This is a genomic window from Marinobacter sp. PE14 (assembly GCF_053566155.1).
Window position 1 is genome coordinate 1 of the sequence record NZ_JBQXNY010000004.1, and the last position, 13,102, is coordinate 13,102.

Annotated in this window: 11 protein-coding genes and 1 rRNA gene; 4 read left to right on the top strand and 8 right to left on the bottom strand. The window is 56.8% G+C overall.

Annotated features, from left to right (window positions below):
• A 5S ribosomal RNA gene (rrf, locus tag ACWJ62_RS13515) occupies window positions 1-76 on the top strand; the annotation flags it as partial.
• Between the two features lie 68 nt (window positions 77-144).
• Here rrf and ACWJ62_RS13520 read toward each other — a convergent pair.
• From ACWJ62_RS13520 to ACWJ62_RS13555, 8 genes are all read right to left on the bottom strand, one after another.
• Window positions 145-825, bottom strand: a complete 681-nt coding sequence (locus ACWJ62_RS13520) for a sensor histidine kinase (RefSeq protein ID WP_449286663.1) — start codon at window positions 823-825, stop codon at window positions 145-147.
• Window positions 822-2,459 carry a tetratricopeptide repeat protein gene (locus tag ACWJ62_RS13525; RefSeq protein ID WP_449286664.1) on the bottom strand — a complete coding sequence of 546 codons (1,638 nt, stop codon included), beginning with the start codon at window positions 2,457-2,459 and terminating at the stop codon, window positions 822-824. The genes ACWJ62_RS13520 and ACWJ62_RS13525 overlap by 4 nt, the downstream gene beginning before the upstream one ends.
• Entirely contained in the window at window positions 2,456-5,974 is a 3,519-nt protein-coding gene (locus ACWJ62_RS13530; protein WP_449286665.1) for a PAS domain-containing hybrid sensor histidine kinase/response regulator, read from the bottom strand. The genes ACWJ62_RS13525 and ACWJ62_RS13530 overlap by 4 nt, the downstream gene beginning before the upstream one ends.
• 53 nt (window positions 5,975-6,027) lie before the next feature.
• Window positions 6,028-6,534, bottom strand: coding sequence for a hypothetical protein (locus ACWJ62_RS13535; RefSeq protein WP_449286666.1), 507 nt, complete (start codon window positions 6,532-6,534; stop codon window positions 6,028-6,030).
• Between the two features lie 97 nt (window positions 6,535-6,631).
• Entirely contained in the window at window positions 6,632-8,398 is a 1,767-nt protein-coding gene (locus ACWJ62_RS13540) for a sodium:solute symporter family protein (RefSeq protein WP_449286667.1), read from the bottom strand.
• A gap of 6 nt (window positions 8,399-8,404) precedes the next feature.
• On the bottom strand, window positions 8,405-8,671 hold the full coding sequence (locus ACWJ62_RS13545) for a DUF4212 domain-containing protein (protein WP_008172923.1): 267 nt from the start codon (window positions 8,669-8,671) through the stop codon (window positions 8,405-8,407).
• A gap of 213 nt (window positions 8,672-8,884) precedes the next feature.
• A complete protein-coding gene (locus tag ACWJ62_RS13550; RefSeq protein WP_449286668.1) occupies window positions 8,885-9,592 on the bottom strand; it encodes a 3'-5' exonuclease in 708 nt (235 codons plus the stop codon).
• 16 nt (window positions 9,593-9,608) lie between these two features.
• Complete coding sequence (locus ACWJ62_RS13555; protein ID WP_449286669.1) at window positions 9,609-11,525, bottom strand: putative nucleotidyltransferase substrate binding domain-containing protein; 1,917 nt, start codon at window positions 11,523-11,525, stop codon at window positions 9,609-9,611.
• Between the two features lie 170 nt (window positions 11,526-11,695).
• On the opposite strand from ACWJ62_RS13555, the gene smrA reads away from it, so the two are divergent.
• The 3 genes from smrA to ACWJ62_RS13570 all read left to right on the top strand — a co-directional run bounded on the left by smrA (window position 11,696) and on the right by ACWJ62_RS13570 (window position 13,102).
• Window positions 11,696-12,277: a DNA endonuclease SmrA gene (smrA, locus tag ACWJ62_RS13560; protein ID WP_064230530.1), complete on the top strand. Its 582-nt coding sequence runs from the start codon at window positions 11,696-11,698 to the stop codon at window positions 12,275-12,277.
• A gap of 63 nt (window positions 12,278-12,340) precedes the next feature.
• A complete protein-coding gene (locus tag ACWJ62_RS13565; RefSeq protein ID WP_008172919.1) occupies window positions 12,341-12,532 on the top strand; it encodes a membrane lipoprotein lipid attachment site-containing protein in 192 nt (63 codons plus the stop codon).
• An 81-nt stretch (window positions 12,533-12,613) separates the two neighbouring features.
• A complete protein-coding gene (locus tag ACWJ62_RS13570) occupies window positions 12,614-13,102 on the top strand; it encodes a (2Fe-2S)-binding protein (RefSeq protein WP_449286670.1) in 489 nt (162 codons plus the stop codon).

Sequence of the window (13,102 nt, forward strand, 5' to 3'; positions counted from 1 at the left end):
CCGAACTCAGAAGTGAAACAGACCAGCGCCGATGGTAGTGTGGCGTTGCCCATGTGAGAGTAGGTCATCGTCAGGCGCCTAATACCTAAAACCCCAGCATCCCAGATGCTGGGGTTTTTTATTGCCTTCAGAAAAATCTCTGGATCAGGGTAGCCAGATCTCAAACACCCCACCACCCAGGCTTCCGCCATTGTGGAGCTTTATCGATCCACTGCGATTTCCCTCGCTGTGCAATTTGGCGACTGAAGAGGCGAAGAACAGCCCAAGGCTGGTACTGCCACTCTTGAAATCAAGGGATTTGAAGTTGAGCGTTCCCGTGTGCTGCATGTTGTCGGGATATCCCTTGCCATCGTCTTCAACACCAATCACCAGGTAACCGTCTCTCTCACCGGCGGTGAGTCGGATTCTGCTACGGGTATAGCGGATGGCATTGTTGATGGTGTTATTGAGCACACCGGTCAACAGATCCTCGTCGAAAAAACCGTTTATATCCTCAGCGTCCACGGAAACATCGATACCGAGCCCCTGCAGAAGAGGATTGTGTCTGGCCAGGTGTTCCGAGAGAAAATCTGGCACAAAGTGCTCCTCAATGTGTGCGGAGAGGTTGTTCTCGCCAAGTCGATATATGCCAAGGAGTTGCACCAGATCGTTGTGCATCCGTTCGGCTTCGTACTGCAGGGTATTGAAGCGCGAAGATTCCCCGAGGCTTTCCTCGTGCTCGCTGCGAAGCTCGTCCAGAGAATTCAGGAGCATGCCAAGCGAGTTCTTCATATCGTGAACGGCTGAGGCAAGCACCATGGAAAAATCGATATTCTGGTCTTTCATACCATCAGCCCCTTCAGTTTTCGTTGTAACGCGATATAACGCCGATATTGGCGGTGTTGTTCAGGCAGTCCTGCCAGACGATCCAGGTAGGACTGGCAGCGTTTGAGGAGCTCCGGGTCTTCGGGATTGTTGTCATGCTCCTTCATCAGCACCTGAACCAGGTTAAGGTTTAGGGCGGCGTGGTCCGGGACAATCTCGAGAGCCTTTGAAAAGATATCCGCGGCTTCTTGCAGGTTTCCGGCTTCGAACGCTTTGATGCCATCCCGGTTGAGGGTTCGAGCTTTGATTTTCTGCCGGAAACCTACGGGCTCATCGAGGAGGCTTTCAATCTTCTGCAGTATGTCAGGCTCGTTGCTGAACCGCTCTGACATCTCTCGCAGCAGCGTTTTGGCATCGGTTTCATGTCCGAGTCGAAACAGGGTCTTGGCGTAATCGAGCCCCGTTGCTGCATCCAGGGCTGTGGCATCGCCGAGTTCCGGTCTGATCCTTTCGAGGATTTTGCTCGCCTCTTTGTCCTGACCCTGTCCTGCATAAACCCGGCACTGCACGATCTGGCTCCGCAGGCTGATACCCTGCTCACCCTCGAATCGCTTTTCCATCTTCTTGAGAACCGTCAGTGCTTCCCTGGCTTTTTCTTTGCCCTCTTCTTCAAGATCGCCTTCGCTGAGGTCGGAAAGTGCCTGGCCCAAGGCGAGGTAATGCTCTGAATTGTCGTGGATCGAGTGGGTGCCAAGCTCTACTGTGCGCTGCCAGGCCTCGGATGAGGTCTCGAGATCCTGGTTGGAGCCGGCCAGTTGTGCCAGATGCTTTTGCCGCAGTAATGCATTGGGGGAATGCTCTATGGCTTTTTCTAGTACCTGCTGTGCCTGTGTCGGCCGGCCCTGCCGTTCGAACCCTTCTGCCAGAAGATCATAGGCCTCCATGTAGTCCGGGTGGTGTGCAATAAGCTCTCGCAGTCCGTCTACCGCCTGGTCGAAGCTTCGATTGGCGAGCAGGACTTTGCAGCGTCCGAGCCTTGCCCAGGACAACTCCCGTTGCGCAAGGACGTCATCGTAGATTTTGAGCGCGTGCGCCAGGTCCCCGAGCTGGAAATACAGGTCGCCCAGGGTTTTCATCAACCAGGTCTTGTAACGCGGTTGACGGGGCAGCATTTGGAGACAAAGCGAAATGGCTTCCGGGTAGTTTTCCCGGTCGATTTCCCGATTGATGGGCATGAGCGTGTTGCGCTGGCTGATCAGTGCGCTCAGACGTTTCTCAAGTACAGCCCGGTTGATGGGCTTGGTCAGATAGGCATCGGGCTGGTACTCCCTCGCGCCCATGACCATTTCCTTGGAGGTCTCGGCCGTCACCATGAGGAACAGGGAGGAGCGCTTCAGTAATTTTCTGTACCGGAGGTCTTCGAGAATATGCTGACCATTCTTGCCCTCTCCAAGGTTGAAGTCGCACAACACGACATCCACGTGATTATAGGTACAGTACTGGATGGCTTGACTGGCATTGGAAACCAGTTCGATTGTGTCAGCGCCACAACTGCGCAACATCTGGCGCATGGACAACCGGAAATTTTCGAAGTCATCAATGACGAGATAGGTGAGCTTGCCGAAAGGATTGACGTCCGCTTTGGTATCGGTCATGAGCGCTTCTGTTTGAGTAGCTTGTTAACCAGTGCCCTCAGTGCAGCCGGTTTCACCGGTTTGTAGAGAATCTGGTAGCCGCGGTCGATGGCGTCCTCCCGCACTTCAGGCGCCATATAGCCGGTGATGAGTATGCCCGGGATGTCGGCATTAAGGGCGCCGCGAATGCTGTCCATGGCATCGAGGCCGTTCTTGTTATCATCCAGCTGATAATCGGCAAGTATAATATCGGGCCGATTTCCTTCCAGTTTTTCCATGGCGTCTTCCAGGCTTTCGGCGGCCGTCACGTCACATTTCCAGTTCCCAAGCAGGGCGACCATGCCCTGCAGGATAGCCGGGTCGTTATCGATACACAGGAAATGCAGGCCACCGAGGTTTGATACCCTGCGTGATCCCGATGCGGGCTTGGTGGCGGCGGTCTCGTTCTGTTCCGGGGCCGCTGTTGGCACTGTGATACCAAACACACTGCCTCGGCCCTGAACGGAATGGACGCTCACTGGATGGTTCAGCATGCCGCTGATGCGGTCTACGATGGCGAGACCGAGCCCCAGGCCCTTTTTGTCCCGGCCATGCTGAAACCGACGAAATTCCTCGAAAATGTGTGCCAGCTGGTCCTCGGGTATGCCGGGACCGGTATCCCAGACTTCTATACGAATGTAGCCTTTCAGACGCCGGCACCCGAGCAGAATCTTGCCCTCCGGGGTGTAGCGTATGGCGTTGGACAGGAAATTCTGGACCACACGACGCAGCAATTTGGAATCGGAGCGGATCCAGACCGTGCTGGGCACAACGTGCAGCTCCAGGTTCTGGTCCTTGGCGATTGCCGAAAAGTCGGTTGCCAGGTGGCGCATGATCTCGTTTACGGGGAAGACCCCGATATCCGGCTCCAACGCACCCGCGTCCAGCTTTGAAATATCCAGCAGGGTGCTGATGATTTCCTCGGCAGCCCCGAGAGAACTGTCGATGTGGTCCACCAGATCTTTCATTTCGCCGTCATCGGCTTTGCCGGCGAGGGCAGAGGTGAACAGCCGCGCCGCGTTCAGCGGCTGTAGAAGGTCATGGCTGGCCGAGGCGAGGAAGCGTGTCTTGCTCTGGTTTGCCTGCTCGGCCACGGATTTGGCCTTCAGCATCTGCTCATTGATGACCTGAAGCTCCTGGGTTCGCTCCTTGACTCGCTGCTCGAGGTAGATGTTGGTCTCCTTGAGGGCCTGTTCGGTTCTGCGCATGGCCGTGATGTCCTGGAAGGTGGTGACATAGCCGCCACCGGGTATCGGGCTGCCATCGATGCGTAACACGGTACCGTCCGGTCTCTGGCGCTCGTAGGACATCGGTCGGCCTTCCCGCATGCTGGTGCAGCGATCAAGGACGATCTCATCAATCCGGCGGGCTGATAGATTGGCATTGGTGAGGTTATAGCGCATCAGATCTTCAACAGGCCGACCGACCCTGACGAAGCCCTTCGGATAGGTGAACAGCTCCAGATACCGGTGATTCCAGACCACCAATTGCTGCTGGTGGTTAACCACAGACACGCCCAGGCTGATATTTTCAATCGCTGACTGCAGCAACTCCCGGCTGAACGTCATGGCCTGGGACGCCTCGTCGACGATGCTGACCACATCCTCGATCTGCATGTCCCGACCGGTGAGAGTCGATTCCAGGACCACCCTGGCGGTGGAGGCGCCGATGACCGAGGCCAGCTGGCGCTCGATGTATTTCATCAGATGCGCCGATGCCGGGCGGTGTGGGTGCAAACGGATGGCGTTGCGGCGTTCGTAATTCCGGAAAATGGTTTCCGAGCGTTCTTCACCCATGAACCGGTCGGTTAGCGCCTGCAGGTCGGATGTCAGAATTTCGCCCTGCCAGCTCTGGTGCTGGGCGGTTTCCGCTTTGGGCTGCGGATCGTGGAAGAAGGAGGCAATCTGGATCTTCTCGCGGACACGTTGACGGGTCAGCATCGAAAGTACGATGTACACAAGCGTGTTGATGCCGAGGCTCCAGATAATGCCGTGACTGGTCTGGTCCAGCTCGGACCCGAACAGGGCAGTGGGTCGTGTCCAGTTCAGCCCCCAGATTCCCTGCTCAATCAGGGTGTCGGAGACCCAGCCGGTGGTGGCCAGTGCCGGCAGTAGCAGGGTGTAACACCACATCAGGAAACCAAGGCCAAGGCCCCAGACAGCGCCCATGTAATTGCCCCGGCGCCAGATAATGCCGCCTACCAGCGCCGGCCCGAACTGCGCCGCTGCCGCAAATGAGAGCAGGCCGAAGGCCGTCAGGCTGTAGTCTTCACCGGCCATCCGGTAAAAACCATAGGCGGTGAGCAGCACCACAAAGATAGCGACCCGGCGGATACTCAGGAGCAGGTAGCTGAGGTCCGTGCGCCGGTTCATGCCCGGTCGGAAAAATTTCAGCAGGGCCGGCATGATGATCTCGTTGCTGACCATGGTGGCAATCGCGACGGAGCACACGATTACCATGGCTGCGGCCGCTGACCCGCCACCGAGGAACGCCAGTATGGCCAGCCATTCCTCGCCCGCCATGATCGGCAGTTGCAGTATCAGGATGTCAGGATTTCCAGCAGAGGCCTCGGGCGACAGCAGGCCGGCAGCTGCAATAGGAAGCACAAAGGCACTGGCGACGATCAGGTAGATCGGCATGGCCCAGCGGGCAATCTCGAAATCCCGATGATCGGTATTTTCAACCACCATGACATGAAACTGCCTGGGCAGGCAGATGATGGCGAGCATGGCAATGAGTGTCTGGGTAATAAACGCCGGCGCTTCGATACCATCGGTGGTCAGGGTGCCGATCAGGTCGGCGTCCGTGGCCCGTTCAAACAGGTCGCCAAACCCGCCGTAGAGCCCGTAGCCAACGAACAGACCCACAGCGACGAAAGCCACGAGTTTGATCAGTGACTCGAAGGCCACGGCCTGGATCATGCCCCGGTGATGCTCGGTGGATTCCAGGTGTCGGGTACCGAACAGAACGGTGAATACCGCCAGGGCAAGGGTGATGTACCAGGCGGAATCATTCCAGGCTGCCGTGCTCAGCTCTTCATAGCCTGTTCCGGTAGCCGAGAGCACGTTGAAGCCCATAGCAATGGCTTTTAGCTGCAGGGCAATGTAGGGAACGCTGCCAATCAGGGCAAAGGTCGCAATCATTGCAGCCAGAAGCTGGGATTTGCCGTACCGGGAGGCAATGAAGTCAGCAATGGAAGTGCTGTTATTGCGCTTGCTGATATAGATGATCCGGCGCAGTAACGGGGCACCGAACACGAAGACGAGCAAGGGCCCGAGGTAAATGGGGAGAAACCCGAGCCCCTCCTGAGTGGCGCGTCCAACGGCGCCGTAGAAGGTCCAGGAGGTGAAGTAGACTGCCAGAGACAGTGCGTAAATGTGCGTGCGTGCCAGGCGCCTGCGATATAACCCGGGGTGTTTGTCGCCGGCCCAGGCGATCACGAACAGGATCGAGATGTAGGTGATGGAAATGAGGACCAGCAGCCAGGCACTAATCATGGTTACGCGTTCCCGACAGTATCAGCAGGTTGGAGCATCACGCTAACGAGGTATCACTCGGCGCAGACGGTTTCATACAGGGGGTCTCCGGGCTCCAGCAGCTTCAGGTTATCCACTCGTGGGCTTCCGTCTGATCCCAGAGGCACCAGTTCACGGGTCGCACAGTTAATGATGTGAATGCGGTGGGAAACCGCGTCCGTCATTTTCTGCTCGAAGCGATAAAGGGTGAACCGGACGATGTCTTCGCTGCTGGTGTCACGGCTGATGCTTTTGGTGTCGACTGTGGAAAACGCGGTGACGTAGGGAAGTACGAAGGTCCAGGGCCGCCAGAGGATGCCGTCGGATTCGGTACTCACAACCACTGCTTCGTCTGGCAGGCGAGCCTCTTTCTGATCGAACCAGGTGTATTCCATGTAAATGAGATAGCCGAGCATGCCCGCGCCGGCGAAAACCGGGATGATCCACTTCGGGGCTTTATTTTGGGTGGCGGCGCGAATGCCCAGTGCAATACCGGCAGCGCCAAGGCCGCAAACTACAGTAGCGACAAATGTCCAGAACATATAATGACTTCCTCAAAAAAGAACGGGCTCCCTCATTGAGGAAGCCCGTTCAGTATCAACCTGTCAGTTCATTGAACAAATCAGGCTGAGATGTTGCTTAGTGGTCTGTAGCTTGACCGGAACCACGTGGGTAACGGACGCTTTCAACCAGTTCCTGAATCTCAACGGGCGGTTCTTCAGTTGCGTTGGATACAATGAAGGCTACCGCAAAGTTGACGATTGCACCAACCGCGCCGATGGACAGCGGGGAGATGCCCAGCACCCAGTTTTCGGGGGTGTCTGCCAGGTTATTGGTGCCCGGAATGAACAGCCAGCCCTTGTATACGAAGATGTACGCAAGGGTGAAGGCCAGACCGGTCAGCATGCCGGCGATTGCGCCTTTGTTGTTCACACGCTTGGAGAAGATACCCATCATCAGTGCCGGGAACAGGGATGCAGCGGCGATACCGAATGCCAGTGCAACAACCTGTGCCGCGAAGCCGGGAGGGTTCGCACCAAGCCATGTGGCGACAACGATCGCGACCGCCATGGATATCCGGGCTGCCATTAGCTCACCCTTCTCCGAGATCGCCGGATTAATGGAGCCCTTGATCAGGTCGTGACTGACTGCCGAGGAGATCGCCAGCAACAGACCGGCCGCCGTGGACAGTGCTGCTGCCAGACCACCTGCTGCGATCAGACCGATGACCCAGCCGGGCAGATTAGCGATTTCCGGGTTGGCCAGTACCAGGATATCCCGGTTAACGACCAGCTCGTTGCCGTTCCAGCCGCGGGCTTCAGCCGTAGGCGCGAAGGCTTCGCTGTCGTTGTACAGCTGGATCCGACCGTCTTCGTTCTTGTCGGTGAACTGGATAAGACCAGTCACTTCCCACTCCTTGATCCAGTTCGGACGCTCATCATACTGGATCGGCTCCGCTGCGGTGCCGTCCGGGTAGATGGTGGTCATCAGGTTCAAGCGAGCCATGGAAGCAACAGCCGGAGCAGTCAGGTACAGCAGGGCGATGAATACCAGGGCCCAGCCCGCAGACCAGCGCGCGTCAGCAACCTTGGGTACGGTGAAGAAGCGGATGATAACGTGAGGCAGACCTGCAGTACCGATCATCAGCGACAGGGTGAACAGAACCATGTTCAGCTTGTTGTCGATATCGGCGGTGTACTCGTTGAAGCCGAGGTCGGTGATAACCTGGTTCAGCTTGCTGAGGATCGGCATGCCGGAATCCACATGAGTTGAGAACAGGCCCAGACCCGGAATCGGATTCCCAGTCAGTTGCAGGGAAATGAATACCGCAGGAATGGTATAGGCAACGATCAATACACAGTACTGGGCCACCTGGGTGTAGGTAATACCCTTCATGCCACCCATTACCGCGTAGATGAAGACCACAACTGCAGCGATCATCAGACCAACGGTGGAATCAACTTCCAGGAAGCGGGAGAAGGCAACACCGGCACCAGCCATCTGGCCGATAACGTAGGTTACAGACGCTACGATCAGGCAGACAACCGCCACCAGGCGGGCATTCTTGCTATAGAAGCGGTCGCCGATGAACTCGGGTACCGTGAACTTGCCGAACTTCCGCAGGTACGGAGCCAGCAGCATCGCCAGCAGAACATAACCGCCAGTCCAGCCCATGAGGAAGGTGGAGTTGGCGTAGCCACCGGCAGCAATCAGGCCTGCCATGGAGATAAACGATGCCGCGGACATCCAGTCGGCGCCGATTGCAGCGCCGTTGGTGATCGGATGAACACCGCCGCCGGCAACGTAGAAGTCACTCGTGCTTCCGGCCTTGGCCCAGATAGCGATTGCGATGTAGAGGAGGAATGAGCCCCCTACAAACATGATGTTAATGGCAAATTGGCTCATTCGTTCTTACTCCTCGTGCACGCCGAATTTTTCATCGATCTTGTTCATGCGCCACGCGTAGTGGAAGATCAGAGCGATGAACGTGAGGATGGAACCCTGCTGGGCAAACCAGAAGCCCAGATCAGTACCACCAATCGGAATACCGGCAAGCATCGGACGGAGCAGAATTGCAAAGCCGTAAGATACCAGGGCCCAGACAATCAGGCTCCCGAATATCAGGCGCAGATTCGCCTTCCAGTACGCTTCAGCATCGTAGCTATGACCTGCTGACATAGGATCACTCCTGTTTTGTTGTTGTGGAGGTTGGGTGGGTTTTTGGTGAGGCACTTCGGTTAGAGAATTTATTATTCATATAAGTACTTCTCCGACTAGTTGTCCCTACTGACTTTACTGGTCAAGCGATTTATAGATATTGGCAAAAAGTCTAATTCTCAGTAATTTGGCGTGATGTCGGTCTATGAATGAGACATTCCGCCGGACATCGATTCAGAAACGATGCATGTTTTGCAGGCGCCGGTGGTAATGGAGCTTGTCGTAAAGCCCTTTCAGTGTTTTTACCCCTTCTGACCGCGCCTTGTTGAGGGCGACCAGGGTAAGTTCGGCTGTGGCGAGAGCGTCAGAAGCGGCGTGGTGACGTTCGCTGACTTCAAGGCCGAAATAATCGGCCCAGTTGTCGAGTCCTTTGCCACCGGTTTTGGTGTTGGGGAAAAAAGCAGGCATCAGGTCTGCCACGTCCATCCAGGTGTGGGGCTGGGTATAACCAAGCTGCGCCTTCAGGGTCTTTTCCAGGAATTTCTGATCGAACGCGGAGTGGTAGGCCAGGATCGGGTCGCCGTTCATCCACTCCAGGAGATAGAGCAGCGCATCCTCGATTTCGTGCCCCTGGGTCAGCGCCTCGGGTCCGATCCCGTGAATGAGCACGGTTTCGCGGATGTCGAGCTCCGGACGTCTGAGGATCAGATCGAACTGGTCGCCAAGGTTGATAACGCCGCCGCGGATGGCGACGGCCCCGATAGCGATGACCTCGTCCTTGGAGGGGTTCAGTCCCGTGGTTTCCAGATCCAGAACGATCAGGCGGCAGTCCGTAAGCAGCTGCTCTCCCGGCGTTTTCAGATTGGGCAGGTTGCCAGGATCGTGACTACCGATTTTTCCGCCCCGGCGATGCTCAATCCATTGTTTGATCTGTTCCAGCATGTCTCGCGCCTGAAGGTCAGAGTTGGTATGTAACTTCGAGTTTCTGTTGCAACCGCTGCGCCTGCCTGAAAGATTCGCGCAGGATTCGACGGTCGAGTGGGTTCAGATCGTCGGGATCGATGTAGTTGGTGAGCTCCTCGCCCTTCGCCAGCATTTCCTGGTGGGCCCGCATCCGGATCGCCTGGATCAGGCTATAACCTTCCTTCCAGGCGTTGGCATCTTTCGGATCGAAGACGCCTATTTTCGCCAGCTCATCCATGCGCTCCAGCGTGTTCGCTGTCTCAACGCCATTCGCCAGGGCAAAAACCCGCACCGCCTCAACAAACGGAGCCAGGCCCTGACGCTTGAGGTCCAGTGAGTGCTTGTTGCCCTCGGATATATAACGGAAGTTGCGGAACATGGTGAGCGGCGGCTTCCGCTGGAAAGCGTTACCGGCAAGCATTTTCTGGAACAGGGCGTTCTTCCGGATGCGCGTAAGGATCTTGTCCAGAAGATCGTTCAACGGCTCCGTTGGACCGTAGATGGCCCTCATATCGAGAAAAATTGAAGAATACACCAGGTTCTGGGGCGTGGAGGCATCAATGAACCGGATAAACCAGTCGTCCCATTCCGTGTCGCTCAGACAGAGTTTCGGGTTACTGGCCATGATGTTGCCCTTGCACAGGGTAAAGCCGCACTCGGCCAGTTCGTCGTTTACCTTTCGCGCAAAGGGCAGCAGCTTTTCGCGGACCTGTTCGGCGGTCATCCCCTCTGGCGTCTGGAACAGTATGCCGTTGTCCTGGTCGGTCAGCAGGGTCTGCTCCTGACGGCCCTCACTGCCAAACGTCAGCCAGGTGAAGGGAATGCCCGGGTCGTTCTTCTTGATGTTCAGTTCCAGGACCCGCCGAACGGTTACGTCATTGAGTGTGGTGATAATCTTGACCACCTGCCCGGAGTCCGCGCCGTGGGCGAGCATCGCATCCACCAGGCGTGATACGTCCGTGCGCAGGCTGACCAGGGTGCGCAGATGGGTGGCTGTGCCAATGGTGCGGGCAAGATTCACCAGATCCACACGCTGCAGGGAAAACAGGTCTCGCTCCGAAACCACCCCAATCAGTTTATGGTCATCGTCGATGACGCAAAGATGCGCAAAGTGATGCTCTGCCATCAGCATGGCGGCTTCGAACGCATCTGCGTGGGAAGGCAGGCAGCAGGGATTCTTGGTCATTACCTGCTGTATCGGCGTATCCAGGGGACCGGTGCCCTCGGCGATCATGGTGCGAAGGTCCCGCAGTGTGAAAATGCCGGTCGGGATACGGTTTTCATCGGTAACAATTATGCTGCCGACGTTGTTCTCATGCATGCGGGCCACGGCCTTACGCACCGGAAGATCGGGTGAGCACACGATCGGATTGCGCAGGGCATAGCGTTCCAGTGGCGTATCGAGGGACGTGCTGGACCCTATTGAGGCCATGGCACCTGACTGTATGCGCCGGTTTACCTGATCAAGCAGGCTGCTGACGCCCCGCAGGCAAAAATCCCGGAACGGTTCGCTTTCAGCAAAGAGAGTAACGAATGCCGTCTGCCCGATGCTGAGGCAGAAGGTATCGCCGTCTGCCCGATGCAGGGTTCTGGTTGGCCGTTCGCCGATCATGGCGGCGAGGGGAAAGCACTCGCCCTGGCTGATTTCGAAGGTCGTTTCCGTGCGGTCTTCCTTGTCGTTGTGGCGCTCGCCACGAATCCGCCCCTGTTTGACCACGTAGAATCGTTTAACGACATCCTGATCGGGAGACAGGACGACATCGCCATCGGCGTAGAACTGGATGGAGGCATTCTCCGCGAAATGCGCAAGATGGGCGTCATCCATGCTGGAGAAAGGCGCGTGTTCCCGCAAAAACGTCATGATGGCGCGGATGTTCTGCGGGCGGTCATTTTCCTGGTGCGCTGAGGCCATGTCCGTCGTCACTCGCTGGTTATTATTGTCCGTGTGAAGTGTAGTGTAGCCAAAGCATCTGTCGCCCTACGATTTTGGTCGCAATAAGTCTGACATAGATCAGTTTTCTTTAAGGCCGGTTACCCGGGTGGTAAAGTCAGCTTTTGAAACAGGTCATTAATTGTAGCGCCATGACTACCAAAGAAGAGCGCCTCAGCTTCCTTGAGGAAATGAAAGACGTCCGGCGTATCCGCAAGCCTAACCGGGCCGAGGTGACAACGCCCCGGGAACTGACGCCAGGCCATCTGGAGCGTCAGAGGGCGGCTGTTGAAAAGCCTGTGCGGGATATCAACCCCCTGACCTCCGACATGGTAGAGCCGCTCACGGCCCACGATATATTGAGCTGGCAGCGGCCAGGCATCCAGCACGGCGTATTTCGAAAGCTCCGACTGGGCCAGTATCCGATCGAAGCCCGCCTTGATCTGCACCGGATGACGGTTGAGCAGTCCCGGCGCGAAGTCTTCAGGTTCATCGGTGATTGCGTGCGCTATGGCCTGCGTTCGGTCATCATTCTTCATGGCAAGGGTGAGCGTAACCCTGATGGTATCGCCCAGTTGAAAAGTTACCTCGCCAAATGGTTGCCGGAGCTGGACGATGTCCTGGCCTTTCATTCGGCCCAGAAACACCATGGTGGTACGGGGGCTGTTTATGTCATGGTGCGAAAGAGTGACCGGGATAAGCAGCATAACCGTGAACTCCACGGCAGCCGTTAGGGCTGCCAATCCCAGGTATTCCTTAACAAGAGCCGCAGCGGCGGCTGAACGGAGGTTATCGTCGTGAAAAAAGCTGTACTGGTTGTATTCGCCGTACTGGCACTGGCGGGGTGTAAGGATCGAGTTATCTGGAACGACAACGGCAAGGTTGAAGAGGCCACAACGGACCGGGAGGTCTGGGACTCAAACGGCAAGATGGAGTCCGGCGAACGCAAGATCTGGGTTAACAAGGATGGCGAAGAAGTCGTCAGATAGGGCTCTGGTATCTGCCGCAGGGGGCAGCCACAACAAGAAATCCGGAAATAATACCGGAGACAGGTAAAGGAGAGGGTTGGGATGGCCGTGAGCCTGACAGTCAATGGCGACGAGCGGTCGCTGAACATTGAAGGGGATACGCCTCTTCTATGGGTATTGCGTGATGAGCTGGGGCTCAAGGGAACCAAATTCGGTTGCGGCGCGGGCCTCTGTGGTGCCTGCACGGTTCACCTGAACGGGCAGCCCGTGCGTTCCTGCTCGACACCGGTCGAAATGGCCGCCGGTGGTGATGTGGTTACGATTGAAGGTCTGGGGGAGGGTAGTCGTCTGCATGCCCTGCAGGAAGCCTGGATCGAACACGGCGTTCCCCAATGCGGCTACTGCCAGTCAGGCCAGATTATGAGTGCGGCCCACCTTCTGGCCAGCAATCCGGCGCCGTCACGTGAGGAAATTGTTGCGGCCATGACAGGCAATCTCTGCCGATGCGGCACCTACTCGCGGATCATTGCAGCCGTGGAATCCGTCGCTGGCGGTGAGTCGTCAGACAGCGCTCAGGGAGGGCCAGCATAA